The organism is Kineococcus siccus, assembly GCF_009906795.1.
GTDB lineage: Bacteria > Actinomycetota > Actinomycetes > Actinomycetales > Kineococcaceae > Kineococcus > Kineococcus siccus.
Map to the genome: position 1 here is coordinate 1 of NZ_JAAALN010000084.1, position 16,762 is coordinate 16,762.

Below are 16,762 nucleotides of genomic sequence, written 5' to 3' on the forward strand. Positions count from 1 at the left end.
CGCGGGCGCCCAGGCCGGTGGCGCCCGCGGGCGCGGGCGGGCGCGCGGGCACGAGGACCACCGCGGCCGCCAGCGAGGCGGTGGCGGCGGTCACGACGGCGGCGGTGACGAGCGAGGGCACCGGCCCAGGGTGCGGGCACCCCGCCGCGGTGCAGCGGCCGAGCGCCGGGGCTGGGGACTAGCGGCGCGGGCGGCCGCCTGGGGACCCGGCGGCGCAGGCGACGCACGTCGTGGCCCACGGCCGGGCGGCCAGGCGCTCGGCGGCGATCGGCTCGCCGCAGCCGGTGCACAGGCCGAACCCCGGGGCGCCGACGCGGGCCAGCGCGTCGTCCAGCGCGGCCACGCGCGTGCGCACCTGGTCCAGCACCGCCGCGACCTGCGCACGCTCGAAGGCCGTGGTCGAGCCCTCGGGGTCGTGCTCGTCGTCGGCGGTGCCCTCGGCCGCGGCCTCCACCGCGCTCGCGAGCTCCCGCTCCAGCGCGGCGAGCCGCCCCGCGGCGGCGCGCCGCTCCTCCGCCAGCGCCGCCCGCACGCCGTCCGCGGTGCTCACGGGCGCCGCAGCGCCTGCAGGCGGTCGACGGCCTCCGTGAGCACGGCGTCGGACTTGCAGAAGGTGAACCGCACGAGGTGCCGCACGGCGAGGGACGCGAGGGAGCCCTCGTCGCAGAAGGCGGCGACGGGTACGCCCACGACCCCCGCGAGCCCGGGCAGCGCGCGGCAGAGCGCGGTGCCGTCGTCGAAGCCGAGCCCCCGCGGGTCGGCGCACACGAAGTAGCCGCCCTCGGGGACGAGGACGTCGAAGCCCGCGCTCCGCAGGCCGTCGCACAGGAGGTCGCGGCGCCGCTCGTGGTCGGCCGCCAAGTCCTCGAAGAAGGCGTCCGGCAGCGCGAGGGCGGCCGCGACGGCCGGCTGGAAGGGGGCCGCGTTGACGTAGGTGAGGAACTGCTTGACCGTCCGCACGGCCGCCACGAGCTCCGCCGGGCCGTGCACCCAGCCGACCTTCCAGCCCGTGACCGCAAACGTCTTGCCGGCCGAGGAGATCGTCAGCGTCCGCTCCGCCAGCCCCGGCAGCGTCGCGATCGGCACGTGCCGGGCGCTGCCGTAGACCAGGTGCTCGTAGACCTCGTCGGTGACCACGACCGCGTCGTGCGCGACGGCGAGGCGCGCGACCGCGGCGAGCTCGGCCGCGGTGAGCACCGCGCCCGTCGGGTTGTGCGGCGTGTTCAGCACCACCAGCCGGGTCCGCTCGGAGAAGGCCGCCGCGAGCGCGGTCAGGTCCACGCGGAAGGCGCCGCTCGCGTCGGGCACGAGCGGCACGGAGCGCTGGACCGCACCCGCGAGGGCGATGGTCGCGGCGTAGGAGTCGTAGGCGGGCTCCAGCACGACCACCTCGTCGCCCGCCTCGCACAGCGCGAGCACGGTCGCGGCGAGCGCCTCGGTGGCGCCCGCGGTGATCAGCAGCTCGGTCGCCGGGTCCACGGCCAGGCCGTGGAAGCGCTGCTGGTGGGCGGCGACCGCCTCGAGCAGCGCGGGCACGCCGACGCCCGGCGGGTACTGGTTGTGCCCGCCCCGGACCGCCGCGACGGCGTCGTCGAGCAGGGAGGCGGGGCCGTCGGTGTCCGGGAAGCCCTGGCCGAGGTTCACCGACCCCGTCCGCAGCGCGAGCGCGGACATCTCGGCGAAGATCGTGGGGCCGAAGCGCTGCATGCGCGCGACGACGGGTGACCGCCGGGGGGACGGGGCGTCGCCGCGGGCGCGGTCGAGGGTGCTGCTCACGCGTCGTAGACTACGAGCGCTCCCCGTGCGCGGTCGTCGTCCTCAGCCTGGACGACGGCTCCGGGCCCGGGGTGACATCGCGTCCCCGCACCCCTGCCACGCAGGAGCTGCACCCCTCGGTCCGTCCGCGTCAGCGGCCGGTCGGGTGCGCTGCCGGGGACCAGGCGCCACGGGCCACCCGGCCCGCTGCGGAAACCGATCCCGGTCCCACCAGGGGGCCGGTACGAGGAGGACCACCCATGGCCGTCGTGACGATGCGCCAGCTGCTCGAGTCCGGTGTGCACTTCGGACACCAGACGCGTCGCTGGAACCCCAAGATGAAGCGCTTCCTCTTCACCGAGCGCAACGGCATCTACATCATCGACCTCCAGCAGTCGCTGTCGTTCATCGACCGCGCCTACGACTTCGTCAAGGAGACCGTCGCCCACGGCGGCAGCATCCTCTTCATCGGGACGAAGAAGCAGGCGCAGGAGCCCATCGCCGAGCAGGCCGCCCGCGTCGGGATGCCCTACGTGAACCAGCGCTGGCTCGGCGGGATGCTCACCAACTTCCAGACCGTCTCCAAGCGGATCGCGCGGCTGCGCGAGCTCGAGGAGGTCGACTTCGACGACGTGGCCGGGTCCGGCCTCACGAAGAAGGAGCTCCTCGTCCTGCGCCGCGAGAAGGACAAGCTGGCCAAGACCCTCGGCGGCATCCGCGACATGGGCAAGGTCCCCAGCGCGGTGTGGATCGTGGACACCAACAAGGAGCACCTCGCGGTCGACGAGGCCAAGAAGCTCAACATCCCCGTCGTGGCGATCCTCGACTCCAACTGCGACCCGGACGACGTCGACTACCGCATCCCCGGCAACGACGACGCGATCCGCTCCGTCACGCTGCTGACCCGGGTCATCGCCGACGCGGTCGCGGCCGGCCTGCAGGTCCGCCACGGCGGCGCGCAGGACGAGCCGCTGGCCGAGTGGGAGCAGGACGTCATCGCCGGCGACGACGTGCAGTCCGGTGGTTCCGAGAGCCCCGTCACCGCGCCGACCGCCGGTGGCCCCGAGGTCGCCGAGGCCGAGGCGGCCTCCGGTGCCCCCGTCGCGCCCGAGGACGAGCCCGCGGCCGTGGCCGTCGAGACGCCCGCCGAGACCGGTGCGGTCGACGCCTCCGCCGACGCGGTCGAGACCGCCGTCCCGGCGGCGCAGAACGCCTGAGTGCCCTCGACGCCCCGGACCGGACGTCCGGTCCGGGGCGTCGTCGCGCGTGGTCCGCACCGCACGCCGGCTGCGGCACCGCCGCCCCTGATCGACCACCGTCCTGATCGACCACCGTCCTGATCGACCCACCGTCCTCAACGACTCAACGGAGGAGACGACCGATGGCTGCGTACACCGCTGCTGACGTCAAGGCGCTGCGGGAGAAGACCGCCGCCGGCATGCTCGACTGCAAGAACGCGCTCGTGGAGGCCGAAGGCGACTTCGACAAGGCCGTCGAGCTGCTGCGCGTCAAGGGCCTCAAGGGCGTCACCAAGCGCGAGGGCCGGGTGGCCTCCAACGGCCTCGTCGCCTCCTCCGTCGCCGGTGGCGTCGGCGTCCTGGTCGAGATCAACTGCGAGACCGACTTCGTCGCGAAGAGCGAGCCCTTCAAGGAGCTCGCGCAGCGCCTGCTCGACCAGGCCGTCGCCGTCGCGGCGACCGACGCGGAGTCGCTGCTCGCCAGCGAGCTCGACGGCAAGACCGTCAAGGACGTGCTCGACGAGGGCAACGCCCAGCTCGGCGAGAAGATCGAGGTCCGCCGCGTGGCGCGCGTCGAGGGCGCCCGCGTCGCGTCCTACCTGCACCGCACCGCGAGCGACCTGCCGCCGACGATCGGTGTCCTCGTCGCCCTCGACGCGGACTCCGACGACGCCGCGGCCACGGGCCGCGACGTGGCGATGCACGCCGCCGCGATGTCGCCGATCTACCTGACGCGCGACGAGGTGCCGGCCGACCTGGTCGAGACCGAGCGCCGCGTGGCCGAGGACAAGGCCCGCGAGGAGGGCAAGCCCGACGCGGCCCTGCCCAAGATCGTCGAGGGGCGCGTGAACTCCTTCTTCAAGGAGAACGTGCTGCTGGAGCAGGCCTTCGCCAAGGACCCGAAGCTGACCGTCGCCAAGGTGCTGGCCGCGGCCGGCACCAACGTGACCTCCTTCGCCCGCTTCCGCGTCGGCGCCTGAGGCACCTGCTCACCCGTGACGGGGCGGGAGGACTGCGGTCCTCCCGCCCCGTCCGCACGTCCGGCCCACCGCGGGAGTGACGGACCGTGACCCGGTGACCTCCCGTACGGCACACTGCAGCGAGCCCCGCGCTCACACCCCCCACCACCTCTGAGGAGACCCGCGTGCCGGAGACCAGCCAGCCGAGCCTGACCGTCGACCTCGCGGCCGGCACGGTCGAGCCGGCCCCCGCCTACCGGCGCGTGCTCCTGAAGCTGTCCGGCGAGTTCTTCGGCGCCGGCAAGGTGGGCGTGGACCCCGACGTCATCGCCGCGGTCGCCAAGGAGATCGCGCAGCCCGTGAAGCAGGGCGTGCAGGTCGCGATCGTCGTGGGCGGCGGCAACTTCTTCCGCGGCGCGGAGCTGTCGCAGCGCGGCATGGAGCGCACGCGCGCCGACTACATGGGCATGCTCGGCACCGTCATGAACTGCCTGGCGCTGCAGGACTTCCTGGAGCAGGCGGGCGTCGACACGCGCGTGCAGACCGCCATCACGATGGGCCAGGTCGCCGAGCCGTACATCCCGCGGCGCGCGATCCGGCACATGGAGAAGGGCCGCGTGGTGATCTTCGGGGCCGGCGCGGGCCTGCCCTACTTCTCGACCGACACCGTCGCGGCGCAGCGGGCGCTCGAGGTGCACGCCGACGCCGTGCTGATGGCCAAGAACGGCGTCGACGGCGTCTACACGGGCGACCCCCGCACCGACCCGACCGCGACCAAGATCGAGTCGATCAGCTACGCCGCGGCCATGCGCCAGGGTCTGCGCGTGGTCGACACGACGGCCTTCAGCCTCTGCATGGACAACCGGCTGCCGATGGTCGTCTTCGGCATGGAGGGCGAGGGCAACGTGGCCCGCGCCCTGCGGGGTGAGAGGATCGGCACCCAGGTGACCACCGACTGACCCTGTGGCGGCGGCGCGGCACTCCTCGCGCGCCGGTGGCAGGACGAAGGGAACGACCGTGATCGACGACACCCTCCTCGAGGCCGAGGAGAAGATGACCAAGGCGATCGACGTCGCCAAGGAGGACTTCGGCAGCATCCGCACCGGGCGGGCGAACGCGGCCATGTTCCACAAGATCGTGGTGGACTACTACGGCGCGCCGACCCCGCTGCAGCAGCTGGCCTCCTTCCAGATCCCCGAGGCCCGCTCGGTGCTCATCACGCCGTTCGACCGCAGCGCGATGGCGGAGATCGAGAAGGCCCTGCGCAACTCCGACCTGGGCGTGAACCCGGGCAACGACGGCAACGTCATCCGGATCCAGCTGCCGCAGCTGACGGAGGAGCGCCGCAAGGACTACATCAAGCTGGCGCGCACCAAGGCCGAGGACGCCCGCGTCACGCTGCGCAACATCCGCCGCCGCGCCAAGGAGGAGCTCGACCGCATCGTCAAGGACGGCGAGGCGGGCGAGGACGAGGTGACGCGCGCGGAGAAGGACCTCGAGGGGACCACCAAGAAGTACGTGGACGCCGTCGACGACCTCCTGAAGAACAAGGAGACGGAGCTGCTCGCGGTGTGAACGCGTCAGCAGCGGGCGGCCCCACCGCCGCCGCGCCCGCCCGCAAGGCGGGCCGCAACCTCCCGCAGGCCGTGGGTGTCGGCTTCGGCCTCGGCGGGGTGCTCGTCCTCAGCCTCTTCATCCGCCGCGAGGCGTTCGTCGTCGTGGTCGTCGCGGCCGTCGTCTACGGCAGCGTCGAGATGGCCCGGGCGTTCCGCAGCCGGCACCTGCAGGTGCCCGTCCTGCCCGTCGCGGCCGGCGCGGTGGCGATGGTGCCGGGGGCCTACGTCGGTGGGGCCGCGACGCTGGCGGTCGCGTACGCGCTGACGGTCTTCGCGGTCCTCGCCTGGCGCTTCGTCAGCCCCCCGGCGGCCTCGGGCGCGCCCGTGCCGACGCCGAGCGTGCGCGACGTCGCCGGCGGGGTCTTCGTCGCGACCTACGTGCCCCTGCTCGCGAGCTTCACGATGCTGATGCTCCGCGAGCCCGAGGGGGCGTGGCGCGTCCTGCTGTTCGTCGTCCTGGTCGTCGCGAGCGACATCGGCGGGTTCGCGGCGGGCGTCTTCTTCGGCCGGCACCCCATGGCGCCGTCGGTGAGCCCGAAGAAGTCGTGGGAGGGGCTCGCCGGGTCCTTCGCGGCGGGGGCCGTGCTCGGGGCCGTGTGCCTGCCGCTGATGCTGGGCGGCTCGTGGTGGGGCGGGGCCCTGCTCGGCCTGGCCGCCGTCGCCATCGCCACCCTCGGGGACCTGTCGGAGTCGATGCTCAAGCGCGACCTCGGCATCAAGGACATGGGCGACGTCCTGCCCGGGCACGGCGGCGTCATGGACCGGCTGGACTCCCTGCTCCCCGCGGCCCCCGTCGTGCACCTGCTGCTGATCGTGCTCGTGGGGTCCTGAGCGGCTTACCATGGAGGCACCATGCCTGCTGTCGAGACCCCCTCCTCCGTGCCGACCGCCTCCACCCCGACGCCCGTGCCCGGCCCGGCGGCCGTGACCGCACCGGAGGGGCGCGAGCCCCTGCCGCTGGCGCCCGCGGGTCCCGGCCAGCTCGTCATGACGGCCCCGCAGCGCGGCAAGCCGCCGCGGCACTTCTCCGACCTCGAGCCCGCCGAGCGCGCGGACGCCCTCGCGGCGCTGGGGGAGAAGCCCTTCCGCGCCCGGCAGCTCGCCACGCAGTGGTTCGAGCGGCTCGAGGACGACACCGAGAAGATGACGGACCTGCCCGCCGCCAGCCGGCAGCGCATCTCCGAGGCGCTCCTGCCGACGCTGCTGACGCCGCTGCGGACGCTCTCGGCCGACCGCGGGACCACGGTCAAGACGCTGTGGAAGCTGCACGACGGCGCGCTGGTCGAGTCGGTCCTCATGCGCTACCCGGGCAAGGGCGAGTCCGCGGGCCGCAACACCGTCTGCATCTCCAGCCAGGCCGGCTGCGGCATGAACTGCCCGTTCTGCGCGACGGGCCAGGCCGGTCTGACCCGCAACCTGTCGACGGCGGAGATCGTCGAGCAGGTCGCCGGCGCCGCCCGCGCCCTGGCCCGCGACGAGGTCGCCGGTGGCCCCGGGCGCGTGACCAACGTCGTCTTCATGGGCATGGGCGAGGCCCTCGCCAACTACCGCTCGGCCGTGGCGGCCCTGCGCCGGCTGACCCAGCCGGCCCCCGACGGGCTCGGCATCTCCGCGCGGGGCGTCACGATGTCGACCGTCGGCCTGGTGCCCGCGATGGACAGGTTCGCCGCCGAGGGCATCCCGGCGACGCTGGCGCTGAGCCTGCACGCCCCCGACGACGAGCTGCGCGACGAGCTCGTGCCCGTGAACAAGCGGTGGAACGTCGCGCAGGCGCTGGACTCCGCCAAGCGCTACTTCGACGCCACCGGCCGCCGCGTGAGCATCGAGTACGCGCTGATCCGCGACGTCAACGACCAGGCGTGGCGCGCCGACCGCCTCGGCAAGCTGCTGAACGCGCGCGGCCGCGGCTGGGTGCACGTCAACCCCATCCCGCTGAACCCGACGCCCGGCTCGAAGTGGACCGCCAGCGACCCGGCCGTCGAGCGCGCGTTCGTCGCGGCGCTGGAGGCCCGGGGCGTCCCCACGACCGTGCGCGACACCCGCGGCAGCGAGATCGACGGCGCCTGCGGCCAGCTCGCGGCGGCACCGGAGGAGCCGCGCGGGTGACCTCCGACGTGGGGGCGGCGACGCCGCTCGAGCGGGCGCTGCAGCAGCGGCCGCACCGCACGGGCGGGCTGCGGCGCGGCTACCGCCGCGAGGACGTGGACGCCTTCCTGGCGCACGCGACCCGCGCCGCCGGCACGGGCGCGCTGACCTCGGCGCAGGTGCGCGCGGTGGGCTTCGGCGCGCAGTTCGGCGGCTACGACGTGACGGCGACCGACGCGGTGCTGGCGCGCGTGGAGGACCTGCTGGCGCGCCTGGAGCGCGCCCGCGCCCTGGCGGCGGAGGACCAGCGGCAGTGGGCCGAGCGGGCGGCGGCCCTGTCCGCGGCCGTGCACGGCCGCCTCGGCGAGCCGGACGGGGAGCGGTTCCCGCGCGGGCGCGGCCTACGGCGCGGCTACCGGCCCGCCGACGTCGACGAGCTGTGCGACCTGCTGCACCGCCACCTCACGGGCGGGCGGCGGCTCAGCGCAGCCGACGTGCGGCAGGCGCTGTTCCGCCCGGCCCGCGGGGCGCGCGGCTACCGCGAGGCCCCCGTCGACGCGTTCTTCGACCGCGTCGTCGAGCTCATGGTCACCTTCGACCACTGAGGGGCGCTCACGGCCAGGGCGGCACCGACCCGAGCACGCGGTCGACGGCGACGGCCACGACGACCCGCTCGGGGTTCGGGCGCGGCACCCGGTAGCGACCGGCGTAGCGGCGCTCGGCCTCCGCGACCTCCTCGGGGGCGCTCAGCAGCCGCCCCGGCCCCTCCAGCGCGAGCCAGCGGCGCCCGTCCACCTGGGCGACGACGACGCGCGAGCCCGCCGCGACGTTGAGCGCCTTGCGGGAGGTCCGCGACGTGATGACGCGCACGAGCCGCGTCGCGGGGTCGAAGGTGAACCCGACGGGCACGACGTGCGGGGAACCGTCGGGCCGCAGCGTGGTCATCGTCGCGAGGTGGCGCTCGACGAGGAACTCCAGCGCGGTGCCGGGCAGGGCGGCGGGGTCCAGGGCCACCCCGGGAACCTAGGCCACGGGGCGCTCCGGCGCCCCCGCGACGTCGAGGTTCTCCAGCACCACGGCCAGTCCCTGACCGACGCCGATGCAGATGGCGGCGACGCCCCACCGCGAGCGGGTGGCGCGCAGGACGGCGGCCAGGGTCCCGAGGACGCGGCCGCCCGAGGCGCCCAGCGGGTGCCCCAGCGCCAGCGCGCCGCCCCACTGGTTGACGAGGCCCGGGTCGACCCCCCACGCCCGCAGGCACGCGAGGCTCTGCACGGCGAACGCCTCGTTGAGCTCGACGGCGCCGACGTCGGACCAGCGCAGGCCCGCCCGGGCCAGCGCGGCCTCGGCCGCGGCGACGGGGGCGTAGCCGAACTCGCGCGGGTCGCACGCCGCCACGCCGCGCGAAGCGATGCGGGCCACCGGGTCCCGGCCCACGCGTCCGGCCGCCGCCTCCGAGCCGACGAGCAGCGCGGAGGCGCCGTCGGAGAGCGGGGAGGCGTTGCCCGCGGTGATGGTGCCGTCGGGCCGGAAGGCGGGCGTCAGCTGGGCCAGCCGCTCGGGCGTCGTGGTCGCGCGGATGCCCTCGTCGCGGGTGAGCTCCGTCCCCTCGACCGCGACGACGAGGTCGGCGTAGCGCCCGGCGTCCCAGGCCGCGGCCGCGCGGTGGTGCGACCGGACGGCGAAGGCGTCCTGCTCCTCGCGGCCGACGCCGAAGCGCTCGCCCAGCTGCTCGTTCGCCTCGCCGAGCGACACGGTCCACTCCGCGGGCATGCGCGGGTTCACGAGCCGCCAGCCCAGCGTGGTCGACACGGCCGTGACGTCCGTGGCGGGGTAGGCCTTCGCAGGCTTCGGCAGCACCCACGGCGCCCGGCTCATGGACTCCACGCCGCCCGCGACGACGACGTCCGCGTCGCCGGTCTCGACCGCGCGCGCCGCGAGGATCGCCGCGTCGAGACCGCTGCCGCACAGGCGGTTGACGGTGCTGCCCGGGACCGTGACCGGGAACCCCGCGAGCAGGGCCGCCATCCGCGCGACGTTGCGGTTCTCCTCACCGGCCCCGTTGGCGTTGCCCAGCAGGACGTCGTCGACCGCCGCGGGGTCCAGGCCGGGGGAGCGGCGCAGCAGCTCGGCGAGGACCCCGGCCGCGAGGTCGTCGGGACGCACCCCCGCGAGCGCGCCGCCGTAGCGGCCGAAGGGCGTGCGGACGGCGTCGTAGAGGTAGGCGGTCGGCATCGCGGGGCTCCGGTGGTCGGCGTGCGCTCGGACGGTGGGAGGGGTGCGGGTGGTCGCGGGTCAGTCCCCGGCGGCGTCGGCCGCGAGGACCTCCCGGTACAGGCGGAAGGCCGTGTTCGCGTCCGGCACCCCGCAGTAGACGGCGGACTGCAGCAGCACCTCGGTGACCTCCTCGCGCGTCAGGCCGTTGCGCCGGGCGGCCCGCAGGTGCAGGACGAGCTCCTCGTGGTGGCCGCGGGCGATCAGCGCCGTCAGCGTCACCATCGACCGCTCCCGCCGGGTCAGCCCGGGCCGCGTCCAGATCCCGCCCCACGCGTACCGCGTGATCATCTCCTGGAAGTCGGCGGTGACGTCGTCGGCGGCCAGCGTGGCGCGGTCGACGTGCTCGGCCCCCAGCACCTCGCGGCGCACGGCCATCCCGGCGGCGTACTGCTCGCCCAGGCTGCGCCGCTGCGCCGCGGGGGCGGCCAGGACGTGCCGGTGCAGCAGCGTGGCCAGCGCGGCGGGGTCCTCGACGGGGAGCTGGTGGGCCACCCCGGGGACGAGGGTCGCGAGGGCGCCGGGGGCACCGCCGAGCGCCAGCAGGTCCGCGGGGGGGACCACGGGGTCCAGCGCGCCGCCGACGGCGAGCAGCGGCACGCGGAGCCCCGGCAGCCGGTCCCGGACGTCGAAGGCGGCGAGCAGCTCGCAGGCCGCGGCGTAGGAGGCGGGGTTCGCCGCCGCGAGGTCGGCCAGCAGGGCGCCCGCGGCGTCGGGGGCGGCCTCGGCGAAGCCGGGCGCGAACCACCGCGCCGGGGTGGCCTCGACGACGGGCGCGAGACCGCGGCCGCGGACGGTGGCCGCCCGGTCGTGCCAGGCGGCCGGGGTGCCGATGCGGGCCGCGGAGCAGACGACCCCGACCGCGCTGACGGCGGCGGGGTGGTCGAGCGCCAGCTGGAGGCCCAGGGCGCCGCCCAGCGAGCTGCCGGCGTAGGCGAACGGCTCGCCGGCGCGGCCCCGCTCGGCCTGCACGGCCGCGCCGAAGCCCGCGAGGCGCGCCGCCAGCCCGGCGGCGGTGAGGGGGCCGTCCGCGGGTGCGGCGCCGCCGTGACCGGGCAGGTCCCAGCCGGCGACCACGGCCACGCCCGTGAGCCGCCGGGCCACGGCCGACCACAGCGACCGGCTGCTGGTGCCGAGGGAGGGACCCACGACGAGCAGCGGCAGCGCCCCGTCGTCCCCCGTCCCCGGGGTCAGGCGGGTCTCGTCCAGGACGCTCATGCGCTTCCTCCCGTGCCGGTTCCGGTGTCGTGCGCCGCCCCGGACGGCGGGCGCGCCGCGGCCCGGGCGAGGACCGCGTCGACGGCGACGTCCGCGGTGCCGAGGTAGCCGCGCGGGTCGGTGAGCTCGGCCAGCAGCCCGTCCAGCTCCGCCGGCCCGGTCGTCGTGGCCGCCGCGGTCGCCGCGCGCAGGTCCGCGAGGCTCCCGAGGCGGGTGAGGTCCCGGGCCGCGGCGGGACCCAGGACGCCGTCGCGCGTCGGGAGGACCGCGAGGGCCGGCACGAGCCGCTCGGCGAGGACGCCCGGCAGGGCCCCGTCGAGCGTGCGGGCCATCGCCGCGACGTCCACCTCCAGCCCGGTGAGGACCTCGGTGAGCTGCCGGGCGGCGGCGAGGGCCGAGCGGCCCAGCAGGGCCAGCGGGGCCCACTCGGTGTGCCAGGCCCCCGCGGGCCGCTCCTCGGCGGCGCCGGCGGCGGCGCGGTGCAGCTCGGCGGCCAGCCCGGGGGCGGCGGCCGCGGTGCGGGCCACGAGGACGGACAGGACGGGGTTGCGCTTCTGCGGCATGGCCGAGGACCCGCCGCGGCCCTCGGCCGCGGGTTCGCGCAGCTCGCCGACCTCGGGCCGCGAGCCGAGCAGGACGTCACCGGCGACGTGGCCGAAGGCGTCGGTGGCCGCCACGAGGGCGTCGCCGACGACCGTCACGGGCCGGCGGCTCGTGTGCCACGCCGGCCGCGCGAGGAGGCCCAGCCGGTCCGCCAGCGCGGTGGCCAGCACCGTCGCCGCGGCGGGCGGATCGGCGGAGCCGTGGCGGTGCAGCAGGTCCACGAGCGAGGCGAGGGTGCCGACGGCGCCGCCGACCTGGGCCGCGGGGCGCACGGCGGCGACCGCGTCGCGCGCGTCGAGGACCGACGTCAGCCACCCCGCCGCGCGGAGGCCGAACGTCGTCGGCAGCGCGTGCTGGGTCAGCGTCCGCGCGACGGCCGGGGTGCCCCGGTGCTCGGTCGCCAGCGCCACGAGCGCGTCGGCCTGCGCGTCGAGCTCGGCCCGCAGGGGGACGAGGACGTCCCGCGCGCACAGCTGCAGGGCGGTGTCGACCACGTCCTGGCTGGTCAGCCCCCGGTGCAGCCAGGCCGCCGCCGCGTCCCCGTGCGCCGCCGCCACGACCGGCCGCAGCCGGGCCAGCAGGCCCAGCACGGGGTTGCCCCCGTCCTCCGCACCCACCGCGAGCGCCGCGGGGTCGACCTCGTCGGCCACCGCGCTCAGGCACGCGCCGCCGGCGGGGGCCAGGCCCGCGTCCGTGAGCACGTCCAGCCACGCCGCCTCGACCGCGACGGCCCCCCGCACGAAGGCGCGGTCGGTGAACGCGTCCCCCGCGCGGTGCAGGCCGGGCAGGAACAGGTCCGACGTCACGGGGTCCGCGGCGGGTCGTGCTCGAGGAACACCGTCTCGCCCTCGCCCTGGAGGCGGACGTCGAAGCGCACGGACCCGTCGTCCTCGCGGGTGGCGAGCAGGGTCCGGGCCCGCTCGGGCGGCAACCCGCCGAGCAGCCGGTCGCGCTGCAGCGCAGCCTGCTCGGCCGCGTCCCGGGGGGGCAGGTAGGCCCGGGTGAGGAGCCGGTGCAGCAGCCCGCGGGCGAACACCGTGACGGCCACGAACCGCGCGGAGGGGCCGACGGCCGCGGGCTCGCGCGTCCAGAACCCGTAGCCGCCCTCGCCGTCGCTCGCGCACCGCCCGAAACCCGTGAACGTGGCCCCGTCGCGGCGCAGGGAACCGCTCGCGCGGGGCACCCGGCCGTCCGGCCCGGCCTGCCAGACCTCGAGCAGGGCGTCCGTCACGGGGGCCCCGAGGCCGTCGAACACGCTGCCGTGCAGCCAGAGCGCGCCGGGGCTCGCGGGCGGGACGAGGTGGGCGTCGCCCGCGTAGGGCAGCGCGTAGCCGAAGAAGGGCCCGACCGTCTGGCCGGGGGTGGGCCGTGCCGCTGCGGTGCTCACGCGTGCTCCTCGCCGGGTTCCGCCGGCTCCTCGAGCCGCGTGCGGTGGGTCCCGGTCAGGACGATGTCCCACCGGTACCCCGTGCACCACTCGTGCTGGGTGACGTCGTGGTCGTAGCGCGCCACGAGCAGCTCGCGGTCGACCGGGTCGGTCGTGGACTGGTAGATCGGGTCGAGCGCGAAGAGGGGGTCGCCGGGGAAGTACATCTGCGTGATGAGCCGCTGGGTGAACTGCGTCCCGAACAGCGAGAAGTGGATGTGTGCGGGCCGCCAGGCGTTGCGGTGGTTGTTCCACGGGTAGGGCCCGGGCTTGATCGTCGTGAACCGGTAGGTGCCGTCGTCGTCGGTGAGGCAGCGCCCGACGCCGGTGAAGTTCGGGTCCAGCGGGGCGGGGTGCTGGTCGCGCCGGTGGGCGTAGCGGCCGGCGGCGTTGGCCTGCCAGACCTCGACGAGCTGACGCCGGACGGGCCGCCCCTCGCCGTCCACGACCCGGCCGGTCACCACGATGCGCTCCCCGACGGGCTCCCCGGCGCCCGTGGCTGTCAGGTCCGCCTCCAGGGCGTGGACGTCGCGCTCGCCGAAGACGGGGGCCAGCAGCTCCACGGCCTCCGGGTCGGCCTGCACCGGGTCCTTGGTCGGGTGGCGCAGGATCGAGCTGCGGTAGGGGGCGAAGTCGTTGCGCGTGGCGGGCACCGCCAGCCCGCGGGCGCGCAGCCCGGCGGAGACCGCGTGCTCCGCCTCGATCTCCGCGGTGATGTCCGCCTGCGTCAGCAGGGCCGGAGCGGACCCGCGGCGCAGGGCGGGCAGCGGCAGACCGGGCACGGCGTCCGCGACCGGCGCCTCGCGACGGGGCGCCGTGGCGGTGGGGTGGCCCTCGAGGCCCATGCTGGTCTCCTCCCGGGTCGCTGCGGTGCGACGGTCCCACGCAACCACGTCCGGGCCGGTCCGGGCAGGAGCCCTTCCGCGGGGCGGAAGCCGGCCGTCACGAGCCCCCGCCCCGTCGTCGGCTCAGGGGACCGGCGGCAGGCTGCGCTCGATGCCCGCCGCGGTGACCCGCAGCGCCGTGACCATCGACTGCTGCGCGGGGGAGCCGAGCTCGAAGGGCGGGACGACGATGCCGACGGCCGCGACGACGTCGCCCGTGCCGTCGCGCAGGGGCACCGCGACCGACGAGGTCCCGGCCGTCATCTCCTGGTCGGTCAGCGCCCAGCCCTGCCGGCGCACCGCGGCCAGCTGCGCCGCGAGGACGCCCGCGTCGGTGACCGACCACTCGGTGCGGGCGGCCAGGCCGGCGAAGCAGCGCTCGACGACGTCCGGGCCCGCGTGCGCCAGCAGCACCTTGCCCACCCCCGTGGTGTGCAGGGGCAGCCGCACGCCGACCTCGCTGACGACGGGCAGCGACCGCCGCCCCGAGACGCGGTCGACGTACAGCGCCTCGTGGCCGTCGAGCACGGCCAGGTGCACCGTGGCCTTGGTCGCGGCGTGCAGGTCGTGCAGGAACGGCGCGGCCACGGCCCGCAGGTCGGTCTGCACGGGCGCGAGCAGCCCCAGGTTCCACAGCCGCCGCCCGACGACGTAGGAGTCGTCGCCGCGCCGGGCCAGCGCCCCCCACGCCGTCAGCTCGGCCACGATGCGGTGCGTCGTCGTCAGCGTCAGCCCCGAGCGGGTGGCGAGCTCGGACAGGCGCAGCCGGCCGTGCCCGGCGTCGAAGGCGCCCAGCACCGCCAGCAGCTTGCCCGCGGCGGTGGGCGGGAGCGCGGTCACCCGGCCATCCTCCCCGGGCGACGGCTTCCACGGGGCGGAAGCGGCAGCCGGACCGGCGGCCAGGCTGTGCCTACCATCCGCCATGCGCTCACAGCGGAGCCAGGTCGTCGTCGTCGGGGCCGGTCCCTCCGGCCTCCTCCTGTCCCACCTCCTCGCCGCCCGGGGGGTCGACTCGGTCGTCCTCGAGGCGCGCTCGCAGGCCTACGTCGGGGCGCGCGTGCGGGCCGGCATCCTCGAGCACTCCACCGTGGAGGTGCTCCGCGAGGCCGGGCTGGACGGGCGGCTGCGCGCCGAGGGCGCCGAGCACCGCGGCATCCACCTGCACTGGCCGGGGGAGCGCCACCACCTCGACTTCGTGGACCTCGTCGGCCGCTCGGTGTGGGCCTACGGGCAGACCGAGGTGCAGAAGGACCTCGTCGCGGCGACCACCGCCCGCGGTCAGGAGGTGCACTACGAGGTGACGGACGTCGCGCTGCACGACCTCGCGACGGACTCCCCGCACGTGACGTTCACCGACGCGACCGGACTCGCCCGGCGCATCGACACCGATGCGGTCGTCGGCTGCGACGGCGCTTTCGGCCCCAGCCGCGCGGCCGTGCCCGACGGCGTGCGCACCACGTGGGAGCGGACGTACCCGTTCTCCTGGCTGGGGATCATGGCCGACGTCGCGCCCTCGACCGACGAGCTGATCTACGCCTGGCACCCCGACGGCTTCGCCATGCACTCGCTGCGCTCGCCCACCGTCAGCCGGTTCTACCTCCAGGTGCCCGCGGGGACCGACGTCACGACCTGGTCCGACGACCGGATCTGGGACGCGCTGGCGCTGCGCCTGGGCCACGGCCAGGACGGCTGGGAGCTGACGCCGGGGCCGATCACCGACCGCAGCGTGCTGCCCATGCGCAGCTTCGTGCAGACGCCCATGCGCCACGGCCGGCTGTTCCTCGTCGGCGACGCGGCCCACACCGTGCCGCCCACGGGCGCCAAGGGGCTGAACCTCGCGGTCGCCGACGTCGGGCTGCTCGCGCCGGCGCTCGTCGCGCTGCTGCGCGACGGCGACCCGGGACCGGCCGGGTCCTACTCCGACCGGGCCCTGCGCCGGGTGTGGCGCTGCACCCACTTCTCGTGGTGGATGACCTCGATGCTGCACACGGGAGAGGACCCCTTCGACCACCAGCTCCAGCTCTCGCAGCTGCGCTGGGTCACGAGCAGCGGCGCGGCCGCCGCGGGCCTGGCCGAGAACTACGCGGGCCTGCCGCTGGAGCTCTGAGGCGCCGGGCCGCCCGCGGCGGTCAGCGGCGGTCAGCGGCGGGCGGAGCCGGCGACCCGCGGGGACGTGCCCCGCTGGGCGCGGGTCGGGACGAGCGCCATGACCAGCCCCAGCAGCGCGGTCCCGGCGTGCAGCACGTGGTCGGGGCCGTTGACGTTCAGGGGCCCCGGGCCGCCCAGGAACCCCGTGACCGCCAGCACGCCGAAGACGACGAACAGCAGGATCCCGTAGCGCCGGGCGCGGCGGCTGCGGGTGACCGCGACGACGCCCAGGGCGCCGACGACGGCGTGGACCACGTTGTGCAGCGGGTTGACCGTCAGCCCGGCGACCTGCCGCTGCGGGTCGTGGTCGGTGAACCCCATCGTGCCCGTCACGGCGAAGCCGACCAGGCCGACGACGAGGTAGGTCACGCCCAGCACGCACGCCAGGTACTGCGCGGAGGTCGCCTCCGGGTCCTGCTTCAGCTGGTCGTCCACGAACCTCGGTGCCACGGCTGCCCTCCCTGCGCTCGTCCCGCCCCGTCGGGGCGCTCGTCCCCCTCGGTGCCCCCGGCGGCGCGGGGCAAACCCCCGGCGGACCGCGTGGTGCCCCGGGCAC

18 protein-coding genes are annotated in these 16,762 nt (G+C 76.2%); 8 read left to right on the forward strand and 10 right to left on the reverse strand.

The window, feature by feature from the left end; genetic code table 11:
* Positions 1-178: 178 nt before the first annotated feature.
* Entirely contained in the window at positions 179-550 is a 372-nt protein-coding gene (locus GTR02_RS11085) for a TraR/DksA family transcriptional regulator (RefSeq protein WP_338073746.1), read from the reverse strand.
* Entirely contained in the window at positions 547-1,707 is a 1,161-nt protein-coding gene (locus tag GTR02_RS11090) for a pyridoxal phosphate-dependent aminotransferase (RefSeq protein ID WP_166607569.1), read from the reverse strand. The genes GTR02_RS11085 and GTR02_RS11090 overlap by 4 nt, the downstream gene beginning before the upstream one ends.
* A gap of 308 nt (positions 1,708-2,015) precedes the next feature.
* Between GTR02_RS11090 and rpsB the strand changes: the two genes are divergently transcribed.
* From rpsB to GTR02_RS24400, 7 genes are all read left to right on the forward strand, one after another.
* A complete protein-coding gene (gene rpsB, locus GTR02_RS11095) occupies positions 2,016-2,972 on the forward strand; it encodes a 30S ribosomal protein S2 (RefSeq protein ID WP_166607555.1) in 957 nt (318 codons plus the stop codon).
* A gap of 164 nt (positions 2,973-3,136) precedes the next feature.
* Positions 3,137-3,973, forward strand: a complete 837-nt coding sequence (gene tsf / locus GTR02_RS11100) for a translation elongation factor Ts (RefSeq protein WP_166607556.1) — start codon at positions 3,137-3,139, stop codon at positions 3,971-3,973.
* Between the two features lie 188 nt (positions 3,974-4,161).
* Positions 4,162-4,911: a UMP kinase gene (gene pyrH / locus GTR02_RS11105; protein WP_166607570.1), complete on the forward strand. Its 750-nt coding sequence runs from the start codon at positions 4,162-4,164 to the stop codon at positions 4,909-4,911.
* A gap of 58 nt (positions 4,912-4,969) precedes the next feature.
* On the forward strand, positions 4,970-5,527 hold the full coding sequence (frr, locus tag GTR02_RS11110) for a ribosome recycling factor (RefSeq protein WP_166607557.1): 558 nt from the start codon (positions 4,970-4,972) through the stop codon (positions 5,525-5,527).
* Positions 5,524-6,399 carry a phosphatidate cytidylyltransferase gene (locus GTR02_RS11115; RefSeq protein ID WP_166607558.1) on the forward strand — a complete coding sequence of 292 codons (876 nt, stop codon included), beginning with the start codon at positions 5,524-5,526 and terminating at the stop codon, positions 6,397-6,399. The genes frr and GTR02_RS11115 overlap by 4 nt, the downstream gene beginning before the upstream one ends.
* Positions 6,400-6,420: 21 nt before the next feature.
* Complete coding sequence (gene rlmN / locus GTR02_RS11120) at positions 6,421-7,674, forward strand: dual-specificity RNA methyltransferase RlmN (RefSeq protein ID WP_166607559.1); 1,254 nt, start codon at positions 6,421-6,423, stop codon at positions 7,672-7,674.
* Entirely contained in the window at positions 7,671-8,258 is a 588-nt protein-coding gene (locus GTR02_RS24400; RefSeq protein ID WP_166607560.1) for a DivIVA domain-containing protein, read from the forward strand. The genes rlmN and GTR02_RS24400 overlap by 4 nt, the downstream gene beginning before the upstream one ends.
* 7 nt (positions 8,259-8,265) lie before the next feature.
* Here GTR02_RS24400 and GTR02_RS11130 read toward each other — a convergent pair whose 3' ends face one another.
* The 7 genes from GTR02_RS11130 to GTR02_RS11160 all read right to left on the reverse strand — a co-directional run bounded on the left by GTR02_RS11130 (position 8,266) and on the right by GTR02_RS11160 (position 14,898).
* Positions 8,266-8,667, reverse strand: a complete 402-nt coding sequence (locus tag GTR02_RS11130; protein ID WP_166607561.1) for a TIGR03618 family F420-dependent PPOX class oxidoreductase — start codon at positions 8,665-8,667, stop codon at positions 8,266-8,268.
* A gap of 9 nt (positions 8,668-8,676) precedes the next feature.
* The gene (locus GTR02_RS11135) at positions 8,677-9,888 is read right to left on the reverse strand and encodes a thiolase family protein (RefSeq protein ID WP_166607562.1); all 1,212 of its coding nucleotides are present in this window, start codon (positions 9,886-9,888) and stop codon (positions 8,677-8,679) included.
* Between the two features lie 60 nt (positions 9,889-9,948).
* Positions 9,949-11,145, reverse strand: a complete 1,197-nt coding sequence (gene pcaDC / locus GTR02_RS11140) for a bifunctional 3-oxoadipate enol-lactonase/4-carboxymuconolactone decarboxylase PcaDC (RefSeq protein ID WP_166607563.1) — start codon at positions 11,143-11,145, stop codon at positions 9,949-9,951.
* Positions 11,142-12,554 carry a lyase family protein gene (locus GTR02_RS11145; protein ID WP_166607564.1) on the reverse strand — a complete coding sequence of 471 codons (1,413 nt, stop codon included), beginning with the start codon at positions 12,552-12,554 and terminating at the stop codon, positions 11,142-11,144. Before GTR02_RS11145 ends, pcaDC begins: the two co-directional genes overlap by 4 nt.
* Entirely contained in the window at positions 12,551-13,135 is a 585-nt protein-coding gene (gene pcaG, locus GTR02_RS11150) for a protocatechuate 3,4-dioxygenase subunit alpha (protein WP_166607565.1), read from the reverse strand. Before pcaG ends, GTR02_RS11145 begins: the two co-directional genes overlap by 4 nt.
* Positions 13,132-14,019, reverse strand: coding sequence for a protocatechuate 3,4-dioxygenase subunit beta (pcaH, locus tag GTR02_RS11155; RefSeq protein ID WP_205709059.1), 888 nt, complete (start codon positions 14,017-14,019; stop codon positions 13,132-13,134). The genes pcaG and pcaH overlap by 4 nt, the downstream gene beginning before the upstream one ends.
* Before the next feature lie 123 nt (positions 14,020-14,142).
* A complete protein-coding gene (locus tag GTR02_RS11160) occupies positions 14,143-14,898 on the reverse strand; it encodes an IclR family transcriptional regulator domain-containing protein (protein ID WP_205709060.1) in 756 nt (251 codons plus the stop codon).
* Positions 14,899-14,980: 82 nt separating this feature from the next.
* Here GTR02_RS11160 and GTR02_RS11165 point away from each other — a divergent pair, with 82 nt between their 5' ends.
* Positions 14,981-16,165 carry a 4-hydroxybenzoate 3-monooxygenase gene (locus tag GTR02_RS11165; protein ID WP_166607567.1) on the forward strand — a complete coding sequence of 395 codons (1,185 nt, stop codon included), beginning with the start codon at positions 14,981-14,983 and terminating at the stop codon, positions 16,163-16,165.
* Between the two features lie 32 nt (positions 16,166-16,197).
* Here GTR02_RS11165 and GTR02_RS11170 read toward each other — a convergent pair whose 3' ends face one another.
* Positions 16,198-16,656, reverse strand: coding sequence for a DUF4383 domain-containing protein (locus tag GTR02_RS11170; protein WP_205709061.1), 459 nt, complete (start codon positions 16,654-16,656; stop codon positions 16,198-16,200).
* Between the last annotated feature and the right edge of the window lie 106 nt (positions 16,657-16,762).